General features: G+C 67.2%; 14 protein-coding genes. 5 read left to right on the top strand and 9 right to left on the bottom strand.

Going from position 1 to position 19,930, the window contains the following annotated elements; translation table 11 throughout:
* Nucleotides 1–136: 136 nt before the first annotated feature.
* Together galU and ACEI37_RS22520 are read right to left on the bottom strand one after the other, a co-directional pair.
* On the bottom strand, nt 137–1,027 hold the full coding sequence (gene galU, locus ACEI37_RS22525; protein ID WP_025585208.1) for a UTP--glucose-1-phosphate uridylyltransferase GalU: 891 nt from the start codon (nt 1,025–1,027) through the stop codon (nt 137–139).
* Nucleotides 1,028–1,165: 138 nt separating this feature from the next.
* Nucleotides 1,166–4,033, bottom strand: coding sequence for a valine--tRNA ligase (locus ACEI37_RS22520; RefSeq protein WP_373378224.1), 2,868 nt, complete (start codon nt 4,031–4,033; stop codon nt 1,166–1,168).
* Between the two features lie 253 nt (nt 4,034–4,286).
* Between ACEI37_RS22520 and ACEI37_RS22515 the strand changes: the two genes are divergently transcribed.
* Nucleotides 4,287–6,635, top strand: coding sequence for a UvrD-helicase domain-containing protein (locus ACEI37_RS22515; protein WP_373378223.1), 2,349 nt, complete (start codon nt 4,287–4,289; stop codon nt 6,633–6,635).
* A gap of 90 nt (nt 6,636–6,725) precedes the next feature.
* Here the strand turns inward: ACEI37_RS22515 and ACEI37_RS22510 are convergent, their stop codons facing one another.
* The 4 genes from ACEI37_RS22510 to ACEI37_RS22495 all read right to left on the bottom strand — a co-directional run bounded on the left by ACEI37_RS22510 (nt 6,726) and on the right by ACEI37_RS22495 (nt 10,288).
* Nucleotides 6,726–7,532, bottom strand: coding sequence for a BPSS1780 family membrane protein (locus ACEI37_RS22510; protein ID WP_373378222.1), 807 nt, complete (start codon nt 7,530–7,532; stop codon nt 6,726–6,728).
* A gap of 5 nt (nt 7,533–7,537) precedes the next feature.
* Nucleotides 7,538–8,542: a homoserine kinase gene (locus ACEI37_RS22505; RefSeq protein WP_373378220.1), complete on the bottom strand. Its 1,005-nt coding sequence runs from the start codon at nt 8,540–8,542 to the stop codon at nt 7,538–7,540.
* 129 nt (nt 8,543–8,671) lie between these two features.
* Nucleotides 8,672–9,106, bottom strand: a complete 435-nt coding sequence (locus tag ACEI37_RS22500) for a hypothetical protein (protein ID WP_373378219.1) — start codon at nt 9,104–9,106, stop codon at nt 8,672–8,674.
* A 234-nt stretch (nt 9,107–9,340) separates the two neighbouring features.
* Nucleotides 9,341–10,288 carry a TIGR00730 family Rossman fold protein gene (locus ACEI37_RS22495; protein ID WP_373378218.1) on the bottom strand — a complete coding sequence of 316 codons (948 nt, stop codon included), beginning with the start codon at nt 10,286–10,288 and terminating at the stop codon, nt 9,341–9,343.
* Nucleotides 10,289–10,292: 4 nt separating this feature from the next.
* Here ACEI37_RS22495 and polA point away from each other — a divergent pair, with 4 nt between their 5' ends.
* The 4 genes from polA to ACEI37_RS22475 all read left to right on the top strand — a co-directional run bounded on the left by polA (nt 10,293) and on the right by ACEI37_RS22475 (nt 16,630).
* The gene (gene polA, locus ACEI37_RS22490) at nt 10,293–13,112 is read left to right on the top strand and encodes a DNA polymerase I (RefSeq protein WP_373378217.1); all 2,820 of its coding nucleotides are present in this window, start codon (nt 10,293–10,295) and stop codon (nt 13,110–13,112) included.
* A gap of 175 nt (nt 13,113–13,287) precedes the next feature.
* Complete coding sequence (locus ACEI37_RS22485; protein ID WP_373378216.1) at nt 13,288–14,613, top strand: NAD(P)/FAD-dependent oxidoreductase; 1,326 nt, start codon at nt 13,288–13,290, stop codon at nt 14,611–14,613.
* 133 nt (nt 14,614–14,746) lie between these two features.
* Nucleotides 14,747–15,625: a dienelactone hydrolase family protein gene (locus ACEI37_RS22480; RefSeq protein WP_373378215.1), complete on the top strand. Its 879-nt coding sequence runs from the start codon at nt 14,747–14,749 to the stop codon at nt 15,623–15,625.
* A 117-nt stretch (nt 15,626–15,742) separates the two neighbouring features.
* Nucleotides 15,743–16,630: a ZIP family metal transporter gene (locus ACEI37_RS22475; RefSeq protein ID WP_373380302.1), complete on the top strand. Its 888-nt coding sequence runs from the start codon at nt 15,743–15,745 to the stop codon at nt 16,628–16,630.
* Between the two features lie 5 nt (nt 16,631–16,635).
* On the opposite strand, the gene ACEI37_RS22470 is transcribed toward ACEI37_RS22475, so the two are convergent.
* From ACEI37_RS22470 to ACEI37_RS22460, 3 genes are all read right to left on the bottom strand, one after another.
* Nucleotides 16,636–17,502, bottom strand: a complete 867-nt coding sequence (locus tag ACEI37_RS22470) for a sulfurtransferase (RefSeq protein WP_373378214.1) — start codon at nt 17,500–17,502, stop codon at nt 16,636–16,638.
* A gap of 55 nt (nt 17,503–17,557) precedes the next feature.
* Nucleotides 17,558–18,481 carry a DMT family transporter gene (locus tag ACEI37_RS22465; protein WP_116312884.1) on the bottom strand — a complete coding sequence of 308 codons (924 nt, stop codon included), beginning with the start codon at nt 18,479–18,481 and terminating at the stop codon, nt 17,558–17,560.
* Between the two features lie 178 nt (nt 18,482–18,659).
* Nucleotides 18,660–19,763 carry an aromatic ring-hydroxylating dioxygenase subunit alpha gene (locus tag ACEI37_RS22460; RefSeq protein WP_373378213.1) on the bottom strand — a complete coding sequence of 368 codons (1,104 nt, stop codon included), beginning with the start codon at nt 19,761–19,763 and terminating at the stop codon, nt 18,660–18,662.
* Nucleotides 19,764–19,930: the final 167 nt, after the last annotated feature.

Genomic DNA, 19,930 nt, shown 5'->3' with positions numbered 1-19,930 from the left:
ATTACTCTTCTTGTCATTCCCGCGCAGGCGGGAATCCAGCGTCTTTGAAAGCCACTGGGTTCCCGCCTGCGCGGGAACGACGGTAAAGAAAAAGCCGCTCGAAAGCGGCTTTTTCTTCGTGCGAGGGACGGCGAACTCAGCGGCCCAGGCCGTTCAGGTGTTCGCGCGATTCCAGGTAGGCGCTGAAATCGGTGCCCACTTCGGGGTGCTTCAGCGCGAACTCGACGGTCGCCTTCAGGTAGCCGAGCTTGCTGCCGCAGTCATAGCGGCGGCCCTGGTAGCGGTACGCCAGCACCTGTTCCTGGCCGAGCAGCGACTGGATCGCGTCGGTCAGCTGCAGCTCGCCGCCGGCACCGGGCTTGAGCTCGCGCAGGTGGTCGAAGATGCGCGGCGTCAGGATGTAGCGCCCGACTACGCCGAGGTTGGACGGCGCGTCTTCCGGCGCCGGCTTCTCGACGATGCCCGAGACCTTGATCACGTCGTCGTCCCATTCGCGGCCATCGATCACGCCGTAGGAGCGGCTCTGCTCGGGCGTGATTTCCTCGACGCCCAGCACCGAGCAGTTGTAGTGGTTGAAGGCATCCACCATCTGCTTCATCACCGGCGGGTTGCCGTCGATCAGGTCATCGGCCAGCATCACCGCGAACGGGGTATCGCCCACCAGCTTGGCCGCGCACAGCACCGCATGGCCCAGGCCCAGCGCCTCGGGCTGGCGCACGTAGTAGCACTCGACGTTGGCCGGCTTGATCGAACGCACCACGTCCAGCAGCGCCTGCTTGTTCTTGGCCTCGAGCTCCACTTCCAGTTCGAAGGCCTTGTCGAAATGGTCCTCGATGGCGCGCTTGGAGCGGCCGGTCACAAAGATCATCTCGGTAATGCCGGCGGCCATGGCTTCTTCCACGGCATACTGGATCAGCGGCTTGTCCACCACCGGAAGCATTTCCTTGGGGCTGGCCTTGGTGGCTGGCAGGAAGCGGGTGCCCAGGCCCGCAACCGGGAACACAGCCTTGGTGACGCGATTTTCCATATCAGGTGTACCTCTCAGATTCCAGTCCATAACCCTGCCAGCCAGCGTGGGCGCCGTCTGTCCGGTTCTGTCCGACGATGCCGCACAGAACCCCCGGCCGGCAGGGGCGTGATGCAGGCCGCCTGACTGACCCTGGGGTCAGGCCGGCAGCCGCTGCAGCTGGCCCTGCAGCTTGGCCAGCGTCTGCTCGAAATCGGACAGGCGCTGCGTCTCTTGCGCCACCACCGCGGGCGGTGCCTTGGCGACAAAGCTCTCGTTCGACAGCTTGGCGCGGCACTTGCCGATTTCGCCACCGATGCGTTCGACTTCCTTCGACAGGCGCGCGCGCTCGGCGGCGACATCGATCTCGATCTTCAGCAGCAGGTGGTTGCCCCCGGCAATGGCGACCGGCGCACCGGCGCCCTCCGCTTGCAGGGTGGCCTCATCTTCGAAGACGCGCACCTCCGAAAGTTTCGCCAGCGCCTGGATATGTGCGCTCGCCGCCTTCAGGAAGGCGCTGTCGCCCTGCGCATACAGCGGGATGCGCTGTGCCGGCGAGATGTTCATTTCGCCGCGCAGGTTCCGGCAGGCGTCGATCACCTCCTTCAGGCGCGCGACCCACTGTTCGGCATTTTCGTCGATCTTGGCGACCGCGGGCAGCGGATATGGCTGCAATGCGATGGTTTCCGCACCATCGCCGCTGGTGCGGCCGGCAAGCGGCGCGACCTTCTGCCACAGTTCCTCGGTGATGAACGGGATGATGGGGTGCGCCAGGCGCAGCACGGTCTCGAGCACGCGCAGCAGGGTGCGGCGGGTGGCGCGCTGCTGGGCCTCGGTGCCGTTCTGGATCTGCACCTTGGCCAGTTCCAGGTACCAGTCGCAGTACTCGTCCCAGACGAACTTGTAGATGGCGTTGGCGATATTGTCGAAGCGGTATTCGGCAAAGCCCTTTTCGACGTCGGCCTCCACGCGCTGCAGCAGCGACACGATCCAGCGGTCCGCCTGCGAGAAATCGAGGTAGCCGTCAGGGCCGCAATCGTTGTTGCACGGGCCCATGCCGCAGTCATGGCCCTCGGTGTTCATCAGCACGAAGCGGGTGGCGTTCCACAGCTTGTTGCAGAAGTTGCGGTAGCCCTCGCAGCGGCCGGTATCGAAGTTGATGTTGCGCCCGAGCGTGGCCAGCGAGGCAAAGGTGAAGCGCAGCGCGTCGGCGCCGAAGGCCGGAATGCCGTCGGGGAATTCCTTCTTCGTCTTCTTCTCGATCTTGGGCGCGTCCTTGGGACGGCGCAGGCCGGTGGTGCGCTTCTTCAGCAGCGTGTCGAGGTCGATGCCGTCGATCAGGTCGACCGGGTCGAGCGTGTTGCCCTCGGACTTGCTCATCTTCTTGCCTTCCGAATCGCGCACCAGGCCGTGCACGTAGACGGTGTGGAAGGGCACCTTGCCGGTGAAGTGCTTGGTCATCATGACCATGCGCGCCACCCAGAAGAAGATGATGTCGTAGCCGGTGACCAGCACCGACGACGGCAGGAAGTGCTTCAGTTCAGGCGTTTCCTCGGGCCAGCCCAGCGAGGAGAAAGGCACCAGCGCCGACGAGAACCAGGTGTCGAGCACGTCTTCCTCGCGGCGCAGCGCGCCGGTGCTGCCGGCGGCCTTCGCCTTGGCAAGCGCTTCCTCTTCGGTGCGGCCGACGAAGCAGTTGCCGGCATCGTCATACCATGCGGGAATCTGGTGGCCCCACCACAGCTGGCGGGAGATGCACCAGTCCTGGATATTGCCCAGCCACTGGTTGTAGGTGCTGATCCAGTTCTCCGGCACCAGCTTGATCTCGCCGCTCTGCACGGCCTCGAGCGCAACCTCGGCGATCGAACGGCCCGGGTAGAAGGTGCCTTCCGGCGCCGGCTTGCTCATGGCGACGAACCACTGGTCGGTCAGCATCGGCTCGATCGCGCTGCCGGTGCGCTCGCTGCGCGGGGTCATCAGCTTGTGCTTCTTGACGTCTTCCAGCAGGCCCTGCTTGTCGAGATCGTCGACGATGGCCTTGCGCGCGTCGAACCGGTCCAGGCCGGCATAGGCGGCAGGGGCGTCGGCAACGATCTTCGCGTCGAGCGTCAGGATCGACAACTGCGGCAGGTTGTGGCGCAGGCCCACCGCATAGTCGTTGAAGTCGTGGCCCGGCGTCACCTTGACCACGCCGGTGCCGAACTCGCGGTCGACGTATTCGTCGGCGATCACCGGGATCTGGCGCCCGGTCAGCGGCAGGTGCACCGACTTGCCGATCAGGTGCGCGTAGCGCTCGTCTTCCGGATGCACCATCACCGCGACGTCGCCCAGCATGGTCTCGGGACGCGTGGTGGCCACGGTCAGGTGGGTCAGGCCGCCCTTGGCGTCAGCCTCGACCAGCGGATAGCGGATATGCCACAGCGAGCCTTCTTCCTCGACGCTGTCGACTTCCAGGTCCGACACCGCGGTGCCCAGCACCGGGTCCCAGTTGACCAGGCGCTTGCCGCGGTAGATCAGGCCCTGCTCGTACAGCCGCACGAACACCTCGGTGACCGCCTTCGACATCTCGGGCGACATGGTGAAGTACTCGCGGCTCCAGTCGATCGACGCGCCCATGCGCCGCACCTGGCGGGTGATGGTCGAGCCCGATTCTTCCTTCCAGGCCCACACTTTCTCGGTGAACTTCTCGCGGCCGAGGTCATGGCGCGACACGCCCTGGCCCTCGAGCTGGCGCTCCACCACGATCTGGGTGGCGATGCCGGCGTGGTCGGTGCCCGGCACCCACAGCGTGTTGGCGCCCAGCATGCGCGCATGGCGTGCCAGGCCATCCATGATGGTCTGGTTGAAGGCATGGCCCATGTGCAGCGTGCCGGTCACATTAGGCGGCGGCAGCTGAATCGCGAAGTCCGGGCGGGCGGGATCGAAGGTCGGCTTGGCGATGCCGCGCTTCTCCCACTCGGGGCCCCATTTCGCCTCGATGGCGGCGGGTTCGAAGCTCTTGGCAAGCGATTGGTCTTGGGCGGTCATGCTGGGATGTCGAGGTTGGCGTCTGGGTGCGTGGCAGGTGCGGTGCCCTGCGCCTGGCGGTCGCTGGCGGCCTGCGTCGGCCGGCCTGGCGCCAGTGAAACGTCAAATTATACGGGGGCGGGCCGCCGGTGCCTATTTCGTGGCGGCGGCCGCCCGCCCGCGCGCTAACGGGCACGCTTCGGCGGCGAGCCGGATGTGACTTGTGGAACAGGGCCCCCCGGTATAATTGCGGCGATTCCACTAGGCCCCTCCGATGTCCGACCTGCTCGCCAACCTGAACGCCGAACAACTAGCCGCCGTCACCCTGCCCGACGAACCGGCGCTGATCCTGGCGGGCGCGGGCAGCGGCAAGACCCGCGTGCTGACCACGCGCATCGCGTGGCTGATCCAGAACGGCCATGTCTCGCCCGCGGGCATCCTGGCGGTAACCTTCACCAACAAGGCCGCCAAGGAGATGCAGACACGGCTGCAGTCGATGCTGCCGATCAATACCCGCGGCATGTGGATCGGCACCTTCCACGGCCTGTGCAACCGCATGCTGCGCGCGCATTTCCGCGACGCCGGGCTGCCGCAGACCTTTGCCATCCTCGACAGCCAGGACCAGCTGTCGGCGCTGAAGCGGCTGCTCAAGTCGCTCAACGTCGACGACGAGAAGTACCCGGCCAAGAACCTGCAGTACTTCATCAACAACGCCAAGGAGCAGGGCCTGCGCCCGGCCGACGTCGAGGCCAACGACGATTTCAACAAGCGCTTCGTCGACCTCTACGCCGCCTATGACATGCAGTGCCAGCGCGAGGGCGTGGTCGACTTCGCCGAGCTGCTGCTGCGCTGCTACGAGCTGCTGCGCTACAACGACGCCATTCGCCAGCACTACCAGCACCGCTTCCGCCATGTGCTGGTCGACGAGTTCCAGGACACCAACGTGCTGCAGTACCAGTGGCTCAAGCTGCTGGCCGGCTACGGCACGCAGAACCCCGCCGCGGTCTTCGCGGTAGGCGACGACGACCAGAGCATCTACGCCTTCCGCGGCGCCAATGTCGGCAACATGCGCGACTTCGAGCACGAGTTCCGCGTGCGCCGGATGATCAAGCTGGAGCAGAACTACCGCTCGCACGGGCATATCCTCGATTCGGCCAACCACCTGATCTCGCACAACGCGCGCCGCCTCGGCAAGAACCTGCGCACCGACGCCGGCCACGGCGAGCCGGTGCGCGTGTTCCAGGGCGGCTCCGACGGCCAGGAAGCCGCCTGGATCATCGAGGAAATCCGCGACCAGATCGCGCAGGGCGCCAGCCGCGCCGAAATCGCGATCCTGTACCGCAGCAACGCGCAGTCGCGCGTGATCGAGCATGCGTTGTTCTCGGCCGGCATCCCGTACCGCGTCTACGGCGGCCTGCGCTTCTTCGAGCGTGCCGAAATCAAGCACGCGCTGGCCTACCTGCAACTGCTGGAGAACCCGCGCAACGACGCCGCCTTCGGCCGCGTGGTCAACTTCCCGGCGCGCGGCATTGGCGCGCGTTCGCTCGAAGTGCTGCAGGACATGGCGCGCCAGTATGACTGCGCGCTGGCCGAGGCAGTGGCCTACGTGCCCGGCGCGGCCGGCAGCAAGCTGGCCGCGTTTACGCGGCTGATCGACCAGATGCGCGCGGACACGCGCCGCCTGACGCTGGCCGAGACCGTCGAATACGTCATCAACCACAGCGGCCTGATCACGCATTACCAGGGCGAGAAAGAGGGCCAGGACCGCATCGAGAACTTGCAGGAACTGGTGACCGCGGCGCAGGCGTTCGTGGTCGAGGAGGGCTACGGCCTGGAAGCGCTGGCCGCGGTGATCCCCGCCGACCGCGGCCCCGCCACCCCGGCGCTGGCCGACGGCGACCAGTCCCAGCAGCTGCTCGATCCCGAGGCGCTGCCGGTGGTGATGACGCCGCTGGTCGCGTTCCTGACCCACGCCTCGCTCGAGGCCGGCGACAACCAGGCCCAGGCCGGCCAGGACGCGGTGCAGATGATGACCGTGCACGCGGCCAAGGGGCTGGAGTTCGACGTGGTCTTCATCAGCGGGCTGGAGGAAGGGCTGTTCCCGCACGAGAACAGCATGATGGACCCCGATGGCCTGGAGGAAGAGCGCCGGCTGATGTACGTGGCGATCACGCGCGCGCGCAAGCGGCTCTACATGTCGTTCGCGCAAAGCCGCATGCTGCACGGCCAGACCCGCTACCACGTGCGCTCGCGCTTCTTCGAGGAACTGCCCGAGACCTCGCTCAAGTGGCTGATCCCGCCGGCGCAGAGCTACGGCGGCGTGCGCCGCCAGGAACGCGACAATGCCTGGGGCCGCGACTGGTTCCGCAAGCCGGAGGACGTGCCCTATACCGGCACCAAACCCACCGGCGGCATGGACAACGGCAACGGCTATGCCGACGCCAGGCGCGAGGCCGGCACCGGCTTCCGCGTCGGCCAGTCAGTCTTCCACAACAAGTTCGGCGAAGGCGTGATCACCGCGCTGGAAGGCGAGGGCGCCGATGCGCGCGCCAATATCAACTTCAAGCGCCATGGCGCCAAGTGGCTGGCGCTGTCGGTGGCGAAGCTGGACGCGATTGATTGAGGTAGCGAGCGCGGTCTCGCGTGCCGCTGGTTTGCTCCCTCTCCCGCTTGCGGGAGAGGGAGCAAACAATAGGGTGGCGAACTCCTGTGGTCAGACGCCCGGCGTAGCCGGCGCTGCCGGCTCGACCCCCGGCGGGGTCACGTTGAAGCAGCCGCGGTACGTCGCATAGAACGAGCAGTACAAGATCGCCAGCATCAGCAGCGAATACGGCGTGACCAGGAAGGACAGCACTGTCTCGGCGCCGAAGGCGCTGAACACCGCCTCCAGGAAGAACGGGATCGCCACCAGCAGCATCGCGAACAGCACCGCGTAGGTGAAGAACGCGCCGCGGTTGCGCCAGCATGCGGTCCAGCTGAAGAACAGCGCCTTGACCGGCGGCACGCCGTGCCACGCCGCCAGCAGCGGCGCGAACCAGAACATCATTGCAATCGGCGTGTACAGCAGCGCGCCGATCAGCATGGCGTAGTACAACTGGCGCACCGCCTCGGCGGTCGGCGCCTCTTCCTTCAGCACGATCGGCACCAGCGCGCTCATGTCGACCACCGCGCCGGCGATCAGCCCAAGAATGAACACCAGCCCGGCATAGATGCCGCCAAGCACCAGCAGGTTGCGCGTGGCTTCCTTGCCGTTGGCGCGGAAGCCCGCCAGCAGCACGGTGGGCAGCACCCGCTTGTTCTGGATCACGTCGCGGCAGGCGGTCATCACGCCGACCGACAGGCCTGGCGTGACCACCAGCAGCGCGATGATGCCGACCAGCGGCACCACGATGGCCAGCTGCGCGGCGATCAGGTAGACGAACAGCAGCATCAGGAAGGTCAGCGGGTTCTTGCGGAACAGCCAGATGCCCTGGCGGAACCAGGTGTAGCCTTCCTTGGCAGGGACTTCCAGTAGTTGCATACGGGTCAGATCCAGGGGAGCGGGGCGCTCTCGGGGTTCGCGGGTTGTGCGTCCAGGCGCCGGCGCAGGATGCGTTCGAAATGGGTGGGATCGTGCGGCTGCAGCATATCGGCCTCGCGCGGCAGGTAGAAGTCCCACAGTCGCGACACCCAGAAGCGCAGCGCGCCCGCGCGCAGCATGTCCTGCCAGTGCGCGGCCTCGGTCTCGGTCAGCGGCCTGACCGCATGATAAGCCCGCAGCAGCGCCTGCGCGCGCGCGGGGTCGAGTTCGCCGGTGGCCAGGTCGATGCACCAGTCGTTGACGGTGACCGCCACATCGAACAGCCACTTGTCGTTGCCGGCGAAGTAGAAGTCGAAGAAGCCGCCCAGCCGGTGGCGGCCGCTGGCGTCTTCCTCGAACAGCGCATTGTCGCGGAACAGGTCGCAGTGGCACGGGCCTTCGCCCAGGCTGGCGTACGCCGCGCTGGCGAAGAACGCCGCCTGGTGAGCGATTTCCCGTTGCAGCAGCGTGCGCTGGCCGGCATCGAGGAAGGGCAGGATCTCGCGCTCGGTCTGCTGCCACCACGGCAAGCTGCGCAGGTTGGGCTGGCGGCGCGGGTAATCGGCGCCGGCCAGGTGCATGCGCGCCAGCATGTCGCCGACTTCGGCGCAGTGCTGCGCGTCGGGCGCAAGCTGCGACGCGCCGGGCAGGCGCGTGACGATGGTGGCGGGCTTGCCCTTGAGCGGGCGCAGGATCTCGCCGTCGCGCGCCGGGATCGGCGCGGGCACGCGGATGCCGCGCTCGGCCAGATGCGCCATCAGGTGCAGGTAATAGGGCAGCTGCGCGAACGACAGCCGCTCGAAGATGGTCAGCACGTACTGGCGCGTCTGGCCCTCGTGCTCCATGGTGAGGAAGAAATTGCTGTTCTCGATGCCCGAGGCGATGCCGCGCAGCTCGCGCACTTCGCCAAGGTCGAAATCCAGCAGCCAGCGTGCGATCTCGTCCTGCGAGACCGTGGTAAATACGGCCATACTCGTTGTGTGATGCGAATCGGAAAGCGGCGGGCGCCAGTTCCGGACAAAGTCCGGGCCGCCGCCGCGGCATGACTGCCGGAGGGCCGGCGCGGCCTGGCGTTCAGGCCAGGCCGTGGGCAAGCGGGTTCAGAACTTCAGGTTGACCGAAGGCACGCGATTGACGTCATGCTCGCGGATCTTGGGCGAGCTGTCTTCTGGCTTGCTCATCTCGTACCTGGTGCCGAAGCCCGACCTGACCTGGATGTCGGTGGCGCGTCCCTTGTCGCGGTATTCCCGCACCTGGGTGCCATCGCGTTCGTTCAGCTGGAAGCTCGGCTCGCGCGGCTGGTTCAGCTGCGACCTGGCGGCCGGGGCGATCGGCTGGTTGTTGATCTGGTTCAGTTCCTGCTGGGTCAGCGCATTGCTTTCCTGCGCGACGGCCCAGCCGGACGCCAGCGCCAGTGCGGCGGCCACTGCCGCGGCCAGGCCGGACACGGGCCGCCTGGCAGGCGATTCAGGCTCGCCGGCCACGGCGGGGGCGCGCGTGGACCGGACCGGGCGGACGGGAGAAGGGGAGGTCATCAGGTGCTCCTGTGCGGGCTGCGGCGCAAGCGGCACGCAGCGCCGCGGCATGCGGCGGTTGGACTGCAACCCGGCGGCGCCGGGCTTGGCAGACGGACAGGTTCCATTCTAGCAATTCCTGTCCCGCACAGGCCGCCGCCGTGCCCCGGGGGGCACCTGCGCCACGGGCCTGGGTGGCGCATGCGTGGCCGCGGCACCCCGGCGGGCCCGTGACTCCGCGACCAGACCGTGGCCTTACAAGTAGAACATCTCTTCCTTCGGCGGGATCGGCTTGTCGCCGCCGCGCTGCTCGTAGTAGTCGTAGACCGCTTCCAGCACTTCGTGCGGCTCGTCGACGATCTTCATCAGGTCCAGGTCGTGCTCGGCGATCAGGCCCATCGGCAGCAGCGTGAAGCGGAACCAGTCCAGCAGGCCCTTCCAGAAGCGGCTGCCGAACATGATCACCGGCACCGAGCGCGACTTGCCGGTCTGCACCAGCGTCAGCACCTCGGCCAGCTCGTCGAGCGTGCCGAAGCCGCCCGGCATCACGATAAAGGCGTCCGAATTCTTGACGAAGGTGACCTTGCGCGTGAAGAAGTGGCGGAAGCGCATGGCAATGTCCTGGTACGGATTGCCCTGCTGCTCGTGCGGCAGTTCGATGTTCAGGCCGACGCTGGCGGACTTGCCCGCGTGCGCGCCCTTGTTGGCCGCTTCCATGATGCCGGGGCCGCCGCCGGAGATCACGGCAAAGCCGGCGTCGGAGAACAGCCGCGCGATCTCGATGGTGCGCTGGTAGTACGGGGAGTCCTCGCGCAGGCGCGCGCTGCCGTAGATCGACACCGCCGGGCGGATCTCGGACAGGTACTCGGTGGCCTCGATGAACTCTGCCATAATCGTGAACATTTGCCACGAGGCGCGCGCCTTCTTTGCGGTAGCGCGGTCTTCGTCGGCCAGCGCACGCAGGCTGGGGATCATCTTGCGCGGATTGGCGCGCGCCGCCGCCTCAGCAGCCTTTTCAGCAGCAACTTCAGGCGGGTTGCCCGCGGCAGCGGCATCGGCCGCAGCGGCAATGGCCGCGGCGTGCTCGGAGGCAGCCTCCGGCGGGGGTTGTACGGTATCGCCGGAGATATCAGCAACATCCGGGTCAGCAAGGGGGGCGGTCGAGGCACCGCCTGCAGCGGCACCAGTCAATTTTGAGTCCATGGGAATGTCGGATAGTCCAAAAACACTCTTGCTCGTCGATGGATCGAGCTATCTGTATCGCGCTTATCACGCTTTGCCGGACCTGAGGAATGGGGAGGGTCTGCCCACAGGGGCAATCTACGGCATGATCAACATGCTGCGCAAGTTGCGCAACGACTACCCGGCAGAGTATAGCGCCTGCGTGTTCGACGCCAAGGGCAAGACCTTCCGCGACGACATGTATCCGGCGTACAAGGAACACCGCCCGTCGATGCCCGAGGACCTCGCGCGCCAGATCGAGCCGATCCACGAGGCCGTGCGCGCGCTGGGCTGGCCGATCGTGGTGGTCGACGGCGTCGAGGCCGACGACGTGATCGGCACATTGTCGCGCCAGGCCATGGAGCAGGGCGTGCGCACGGTGGTGTCCACCGGCGACAAGGATCTGGCGCAGCTGGTCAACGAGCAGGTCACGCTGGTCAATACCATGAGCGGTGAGGTGCTCGATCCTGCCGGCGTGGTGGCCAAGTTCGGCGTGCCGCCGGAGCGCATCATCGACTATCTGTCGCTGATCGGCGATGCCGTCGACAACGTGCCGGGCGTGCCCAAGGTCGGCCCCAAGACCGCGGTCAAATGGCTGGCCGAGCATGGCTCGCTCGACGGCGTGATCGCGGCCGCGCCCGGCATCAAGGGCGTGGTCGGAGAGAACCTGCGCAACACGCTGGAATGGCTGCCGATGGCGCGCCGCCTGGTGACGGTCAAGACCGACTGCGACCTGAGCAAGTCCGTCGCCGATTTCCACGCGCTGCGCGAGACCGGCGAGGACAAGGAACAGCTGGTGGCGTTCTTCCAGCGCTATGGCTTCAAGACCTGGCTGCGCGAGGCCACCGGCGAAAGCCTGCCCGATGCGCGCGCCCAGGCCCGCGCCCGCGCCGCGGCCAGCGCGCCCGCGCAGGGCGGCCTGTTCGATGCGCCGGCACCGTCGACGGACGCCGGCGCGGCGCCGGCCGAGGACGCGGCGCCCACCGAGATCCGCTACGAGACCGTCACCACCGCGGGCATGCTGGAAGACTGGCTGCGGCGCATCGAGTCCGCGCCGCTGGTGGCGATCGATACCGAGACTACCTCGCTGGATCCGATGCAGGCGCAGCTGGTCGGCATCTCGCTGTCGGCGGCGCCGGGCGAGGCCTGCTATATCCCGGTGGCGCACCGCGGCCCCGACGTGGCCGGCCTGCCCGAGCACGGCCAGCTTGCGCGCGAGGTCGTGCTGGAACGCATGCGTGCCTGGCTGGAAGATGCCAGCCGCCCCAAGCTCGGCCAGAACCTGAAGTACGATGTCCACGTGTTCGCCAACCACGGCATCAAGCTGCGCGGCATTGCACACGACACCATGCTGCAGAGCTACGTGCTGGCCTCGCACCGCAACCACGGCATGGACAGCCTGGCCGAGCGCCTGCTGAGCCTGAAGACCATCACCTATGAAGAGGTGTGCGGCAAGGGCGCGAGCCAGATCGGCTTCGACCAGATCGACCTCGCGCGCGCCACCGAGTACGCCGCCGAGGATGCCGACGTCACGCTGCGCTTGCACCGCAGGATGTTCCCGCAGGTCGAGGCCGCGGCCGGGCTGCGCCGGGTCTATGAAGAGATCGAGATGCCGGTCTCGGTGGTGCTGCAGAAGGTCGAGCGCAACGGCGTGCTGATCGATGCCGAACGCCTGGCCGCGCAGAGCGCCGAGCTGGGCCAGCGCATGCTGGCGCTGGAGCAGTCGGCCTACGAGGCCGCGGGCCAGCCGTTCAACCTCGGTTCGCCCAAGCAGATCGGCGAGATCCTGTTCAACCAGATGAAGCTGCCGGTGGTGAAGAAGACCGCCAGCGGCGCGCCGTCGACCGACGAAGAGGTGCTGCAGAAGCTGGCCGAGGACTACCCGCTGCCCAAGCTGCTGCTGGATTACCGCGGCCTGTCCAAGCTCAAGTCCACCTACACCGACAAGCTGCCGAAGATGGTCAACCCGCAGACCGGACGCGTGCACACCAGCTACGGTCAGGCCACCGCGGTGACCGGGCGGCTGGCGTCGACCGAGCCTAACCTGCAGAACATCCCGGTGCGCACCGAGGAAGGCCGCCGCATCCGCGAGGCCTTTATCGCCGAGCCGGGCAGCGTGATCGTGTCGGCCGACTATTCGCAGATCGAGCTGCGCATCATGGCCCATATCTCGGGCGACGAGAACCTGCTGCGCGCTTTTGCCAACGGCGAGGACATCCACCGCGCCACCGCCGCCGAGATCTTCGGTGTCGAGCGCGACGCCGTCAGCAGCGAGCAGCGCCGCTACGCCAAGGTGATCAACTTCGGCCTGATCTACGGCATGAGCGCGTTCGGACTGGCCAGCAACCTGGGCATCGAGCGCGAGGCCGCCAGGCACTACATCGACCGCTACTTCATGCGCTATCCGGGCGTGGCCCACTACATGGAAGAGACGCGCCAGACCGCGCGCGAGCAGGGCTATGTCGAGACCGTGTTCGGCCGCCGGCTGTGGCTGCCCGATATCAACGGGGGCAGCGGTCCGCGCCGCCAGGCCGCCGAGCGCGCCGCCATCAACGCGCCGATGCAGGGCACCGCGGCCGACCTGATCAAGCTGTCGATGATCGCGGTGCAGGACTGGCTGGAACGCGACGGCCTGCAGACCCGCCAGATCATGCAGGTGCACGATGAACTGGTGCTGGAAGTGCCCGAGCACGAGCTGGAGCTGGTCAAGGCGCGCCTGCCCGAACTGATGTGCACGGTGGCCGAGCTGCGCGTGCCGCTGGTGGCCGAAGTCGGCAGCGGCGCCAACTGGGAAGAAGCGCACTGACGCTTCCCCGGGGCCTCCCGGTGAGCCGACGCCCCGGCCGGCTCGCTGCCCTGCGTGGTGGTATCGAATGAAGCGACTGCTGAGTCAGCGTGCGGCGCTTGCCAGCCATGCTGCAATGCAGCAGACTGTGGTAAACGCCTCAGGCAAGAATTTATAAAAACGCAGCAGGTAGACCATGACAGAAACAAGAGCGCACCGCATCGTCGTCGTCGGCGGCGGAGCAGGGGGGCTGGAACTGGTAACGAAGCTGGGCGACAAGCTCGGCCGCAAGGGCGCGGCGCAGGTGGTGCTGGTAGACCGCCTGCCTACCCATATCTGGAAACCGCTGCTGCATGAAGTCGCCGCCGGCAGCATGGATCCCAACACCCACCAGCTCGAATACGCGGCGCAGGCGCGCTGGCATCATTTCGAGTTCCAGCAGGGCGAGCTGACCGGCATCGACCGTGCCCGCAAGACCATCTCGGTATCGGCTTGCGTCGACCAGGACGGCGCCGAGCTGCTGCCCGCGCGTGAATTGCCGTATGACACGCTGGTGCTGGCGATCGGCTGCGTCACGCATTTCTTCGGCGTGCCGGGCGCCGACGAGCACGCTATTGCGCTGGACACCGTGGCCCAGGCTGAGCGCTTCCGCAAGCGGCTGATCGCCGCCTGCGTGCGCGCCCAGAACGGGCGCGCACGCGTCGGCGATGACGGCCGGCCGCGCGTGGACGTGGCCATCATCGGCGCCGGCGCCACCGGCGTCGAGCTGTCGGCGGAGCTGCGCAACACCGCGCATGTGCTCAGCGCCTATGGCCTGCATCGGCTCGATCCGCGCCGTGACGTGCGCATCCACGTGATCGAGGCCGGTCCGCGCATCCTGCCGGCGCTGTCCGAGCGGGTCTCGGCCGAGACCGCCAAGCTGCTCCGGAAGCTGGATGTCGACGTCTTCACCAGCGAGCGCGTGACCGAAGTCACGCCGCAGGCCGTGCTGACCGCCAGCGGCAAGACCATCGATGCCGACCTGACGGTGTGGGCCGCCGGCATCACCGCGCCCGCGGTGCTGGCCAGCCTGGGCCTGCCGGTCAGCCGGCAGGGCCAGATCGTGGTGGGCCCGACGCTGCAGAGCGAGGGTGACCCGGACATCTTTGCCTTTGGCGATTGCGCCAGCTGTCCGTGGCCGGAGAAGCAGACCTCGGTGCCGCCGCGCGCGCAGGCCGCGCACCAGCAGGCCACCTTCCTTTACGAAGCGCTGTGCGCGCGGCTGGCGGGGCGGCCGCTGCCGAAGTTCGCCTTCAAGGACTTCGGCTCGCTAGTGTCGCTGGGGCACTTCAGCGCGGTGGGCAGCCTGATGGGCGGGCTGATCGGCGGCTCGATGTTCATCGAAGGGCTGATGGCGCGCTTCATGTACACCTCGCTGTACCGGATGCACGTAATGGCGCTGCACGGCGCGGTGGGGATGGCGCTGGACACCGTCTCGCACTGGTTGCGCAGCAAGACCAGTCCGCGCGTCAAGCTGCACTGACGCATGGCCCGGGCCCCCCGCTTGTGGGTGGGGGCGCCGGCAGGCCTGCGCCGCCATGTTTTCTCCATGTCTGCTTAAAATCTGGCGCTGGCACCGCATCGCGGCCCAGCCACCAACGATCCTGGAGACAAGCATGCTCAAACCAGAAGTGGACAGCCTGGTCCCCGGCCAGGCCTTCGACCGCCGCGGCTTTGTCAAGACCGCGCTGGGTTCGGCCTTTGCGGCCGCTGCGCTGCCGGTGATGGCGCAGCAGGCCATCAAGACCGATTTTGCAGGCCTCAACGCCGGCGAGGTCACGATCCCGTCGGGCGGTTTCAGCATGCCGGCCTACCGGGCCCAGCCGGAAGGCAAGAAGAACCTGCCGGTGGTGCTGGTGGTCAGCGAGATCTTCGGCGTGCACGAATATATCGCCGATGTGTGCCGGCGCTTTGCCAAGCTGGGTTACCTGGCGATCGCGCCGGAACTGTTCGCGCGCCAGGGCGATCCGGAGAGCTTCGGCACCATCCAGGAGTTGCAGCGCGAAGTCATCGCCAAAGTGCCCGACGCCCAGGTGATGGGCGACCTGGACGCCGCAGTAGCCTGGGCCGGCGCCAACGGCGGCGATGTCTCGCGCCTGGCCATCACCGGTTTCTGCTGGGGTGGCCGCATGACCTGGCTCTACGCGGCGCACAGCCAGCGCCTGAAGGCCGGCGTGGCCTGGTACGGCCAGCTCTCGCCCGAGCCGACGCCGATCAAGCCGAAGAATCCCGTCGACCTGGTCGGCCAGCTCCATGCGCCGGTGCTGGGCCTGTACGGCGGCAAGGACAGCGGCATTCCGCTGGCGCATGTGGAAAAGATGAAGGCCGCGCTGGCGTCGTCGTCCGACCCGGACGCCAAAGCCTCGCGCTTTATCGTCTATCCCGAGTCCGGCCACGCCTTCCATGCGGACTACCGGCCCAGCTACCGCGAGGCCGATGCCAGGGACGGCTGGCAGAAGTGCCTGGACTGGTTCCGGCAGCACGGCGTCGCCTGACCTGGCACCCGGCCCCGCCCGTGGGGCCGGCCGACGGCAGGATTGCAAAGTCCCGGCGGATACGTACAATGCGGCCTTTGAGTTATTGCAACATTGTTGCGTTTGCCGCCCGGCGCGATGCGGGCGGAACGGCGGGGCCGCCCGGCACCGCCACCCCGGGAGCCCATCATCCATTCGACGCTTTTGTATATCCTGCTCGCCGCCACGATCTCGGGGGTGGGCAGCATCTTCGGGGCGGCGCTGCTGTCGCTGACGGTGGCGTCCCGCGTGGTCGAGCGCATGGTGAGCTTCTCGGTGGGCGTGCTGCTGGCCACCGCGCTGCTGCATTCGCTGCCGGAGGCGTTCGAGTCGGGCGCCGATCCGCGCGCGCTGTTCGGCACCTTGCTGGCCGGGCTGCTGGGTTTTTTCCTGCTGGAAAAGCTCTCGCTGCTGCGCCATTCGCACCATCACGAGGGCGACGGGCACCACCACCACCACGGCCATGACCGCGAGGAAGCGGGCCGCAGCGGCCTGACCATCCTGGTCGGCGACACCTTCCACAACTTTGCCGACGGCATCGTGATCGCGGCGGCCTTCCTGGCCGACCCGCATATCGGCGTGGTCACCGCGCTGGCGATCGCGGCGCACGAGATCCCGCAAGAGGTGGGCGACTTTATCGTGCTGCTCAACGCCGGCTTCTCGAAGGCGCGCGCCTTTGCCTTCAACCTGCTGTCGAGCCTGGCGGCGATTGCCGGCGGGGTGGTCGGGTACTTCCTGCTCGACCAGCTGAGCGGGTGGATTCCGTACGTGCTGGTGATCGCGGCCAGCAGCTTTATCTATATCGCCGTCAGCGACCTGATGCCGCAGATGCAGCGCAGGCCGCGCTGGCGCGAGTCGGCGATCCAGGTGGTGCTGGTAGCCGCGGGGATCTCGGCCATCGTCTTCATCACCAACGGCGTGCACGAGAGCCACAGCCACGGCCACGACGGGCACAGCCACGCCGCGCCGGTCGCGTCGTCACGCTAGCCGGCTCAGGCCGGCCCGGTGGCCCCAGTGGCAACAGGGCGCGCCGGATCCGCGCACCATTCGCTCCACGAGCCCGGGTACAGCGCCGCGCCGCGCAGGCCGGCGGCTTCCAGCGCCAGCAGGTTGTGGCAGGCCGTGACGCCCGAGCCGCACTGCATTACCGCCTGCGCGGCGGCGTGCGTGCCCAGCACCGCGCCGAATTCCGCGCGCAGGGTCGAGGCCGGCTTGAAGCGGCCTTCCGCGTCCAGGTTGTCCTTGAAGAATCGATTGACCGCGCCCGGGATATGGCCGCCGACCGGGTCCAGGGTCTCGTTTTCGCCGCGGAAGCGGTCGGGCGCGCGCGCATCGACCACCAGCAGCCGCCGCTGGTCGAGATTGGCAACCAGCGCGTCCGCGTCGACCGTCGGCACAAGCGACTTGCCGCGGCGTATCGTGCCCGGCACCTCGGGCTCTGCCGCGGCATCGTGCTCCAGCGGCAGGCCGGCCTTGACCCACGCGTCCTTGCCGCCATCGAGCACGGCCACGGCATCGTGGCCGATCCAGCGCAACAGCCACCACAGCCGCGCGGCGAACATGCCGCCCTGGGCGTCGTAGGCGACCACCGGGGTGTCGTTGTCGATGCCCAGCGCCTGCAGGCGCGCGACCAGGTCGTCGGCGTCCGGCAGCGGATGGCGGCCGTTGCGGCCGGTCTTGGGACCGGACAGCTCGTTGTCCAGGTGCAGGTAGAAGGCGCCGGGCAGGTGGCCGGTGCGGTAGGCTTCGCGGCCGGCGGCCGGGTCGGCCAGGTCGAAGCTGCAGTCGATGACGACGCAGCGGCCGGGGCCGGCCAGCAGAGACTGCAGTGCGGTGACGGAAATCAGCGGTTTCTGCATGGGAATCCTGTAGCGAGCGGAGAATGAAATCCGGAGCGGTCGGGCTTACCGAATGCTACACCTCGGGGTGCACTTCCGCCTCCGGCGACTTGACCGGCGTGGCGGGCGTGGGCTTGGCGTCGGTGCCCTGGCGTGCGCGCATCAGCGTGGTGGCGATGCCGCTGGCGATAATCAGCCCCATGCCCAGCCACGACAGCCAGTTCAGGCGGTCGGACCAGATCAGCATGCCCCACACGCTGGAGAAGACGATGCCGGCGTATTGCAGGTTGGCGGTGAGCAGGGTGTTGCCGCGCTTGTAGGCGCGCGTCATCGCGGTCTGGCCCAGCGTGGCCAGGATGCCGATTGCCAGCAGCAGGCCGGCGCCGTACCAGGTGTGCGGGCTGGTGCCGCCCAGCAGCATCCACACCAGCCCGGCGATCATGCCCACCAGCGAGAAATAGAACACGATGCGGCCCTCGGGCTCGCCTAGCTGGCCGAGCTGCCGCACCTCGACATAGGCCAGCGCGGTGAACATGCCCGAGATCAGCCCGACCAGGCCGCCGGTCAGCTGGTCCTTGCCCACCGACGGCTGCAGCAGGCAGATCACGCCGGCGAACGACAGCAGGATGGCCAGCACCAGGCGGCGGTCGGCGTTGCCGCCGGTTCCGGCCAGCGCCGCGCTGGCGCCCAGGATCAGCGCGATCCACACCGGCGACATGTAGTTCAGCGTCATCGCGGTGGCCAGCGGCAGCAGCGAGATCGAGGTGAACCACAGCATCAGCGAGGTCACGCCGAACACGCTGCGCTTGATATGCGACAGCATGTACGGCGTGCGCACCGAGACCCCGCGCGAGGACAGCAGCACCCACATGATGACCACGCTGATCAGGCCGCGGTAGAACACGATCTCGCCGGTGGTGTAGAGGTCGGACGCCAGCTTGACGCCAACCCCCATCAGCGAAAAGGCGAAGGCGGCGAACAGCATCCAGAGCGATTGCATGGCGAGGGCGCGGTGAAGCGGGCAGGGAGCGAAGGAGAGAGGGTGCCGGCGCGCGAGCGGGGCTCTGCGGCCTCGCGTCGATCGCGCCGGACAATGATTCTAGCAGCGCACATGGCTGGCCAAAACAAAACGGACCGCCGTGGCGGTCCGTTTCAGGTTGCGTTGTGCGCTGATCGCACTAGCCTGCGTAGGCCATGGCGCGGCGGTACCACTCATGGAAGTGCTGCATGCCGTCTTCCATCGGCGACTGGTACGGGCCGACCTCGCTGGTGCCGCGCTTGAACAGCGCCAGTCGGCCGGCGTCCATGCGCTCGGCGATCTCGTCGTCCTCGATGCAGGTTTCCATGTAGGCGGCGCGCTCGGCCTCGACGAACTCGCGCTCGAACAGCGCGATTTCCTCGGGGTAGTAGAACTCCACCACATTGCGGGTCTTGCGCGGGCCGATCGGATGCAGCGTCGAGATCACCAGCACGTTCGGGTACCACTCCACCATGATGTTGGGGTAGTAGGTCAGCCAGATCGCGCCGTGCTTGGGCAGCACGCCGTTGTTGAAGCGCAGCACCGCGTCATGCCATTTCTGGTACGTCGGGCTGCCGGGTCGCTTCAGGCCGGCGTGCAGGCCCACGGTCTGCACGCTGTGCCATTCGCCGAACTCCCACTTGAGGTCGTCGCACGAGACGAAGCTGCCCAGCCCCGGGTGGAACGGCACCACGTGGTAGTCCTCGAGGTAGACCTCGATGAAGGTCTTCCAGTTGTAGTCGCACTCGTGCACCTCGACGTGGTCTAGCATGTAGCCGTCGAAGTTCAGGTCCTGCGCCACGCCCAGGCGGGCCAGGTCGGCGCGCACGTCGCGCGGGCCCTCGAACAGCAGCCCGTTCCAGTTCTGCAGCGGCGAGCGCTTCAGGTGCAGGCAGGGCTGCTTGTCGAAGTGCGGCGCGCCCAGCAGTTCGCCCTTGAGGTCGTAGGTCCAGCGGTGCAGGGGGCAGACGATGTTCTGCTTGTTGCCACGGCCGTTCAGCATGATGGCCTGGCGATGGCGGCAGACGTTGGACATCAACTCGACGCCGGCGGCGTTGCGTACCAGCATGCGGCCTTCGTCCTCGGCCTTGAGCGTGTGGTAGTCGCCGGTTTCCGGGACCATCAGTTCATGGCCGACATAGCCCGGGCCATTCCGGAACAGCAGTTCGAGTTCTTGATGATGCAGCGCTTCGTCGAAGTAGACGCCGACGGGCAGTTGCGAATCAGCCGGCGCCAGGTTGAGCGCGGTGCTGAGATTGGACATTATCCCCACTCCCAGATGAACAGGTGAAAGCAGTGAACAACCCAACCATCGAAAATGGAATCGATTTGGGAAAGACTGTCGCCCGGCGGGACGCTTGCAATCCCTGTCGGCGAACGAAAGATTGTACCCGACCCGAAAAGTTAAGGGACTGATTTTTTTGCCTTTTT

The organism is Cupriavidus nantongensis (assembly GCF_041726985.1).
Lineage (GTDB): Bacteria > Pseudomonadota > Gammaproteobacteria > Burkholderiales > Burkholderiaceae > Cupriavidus > Cupriavidus nantongensis_A.
This window is presented reverse-complemented; position numbering and strand designations above follow the sequence as displayed.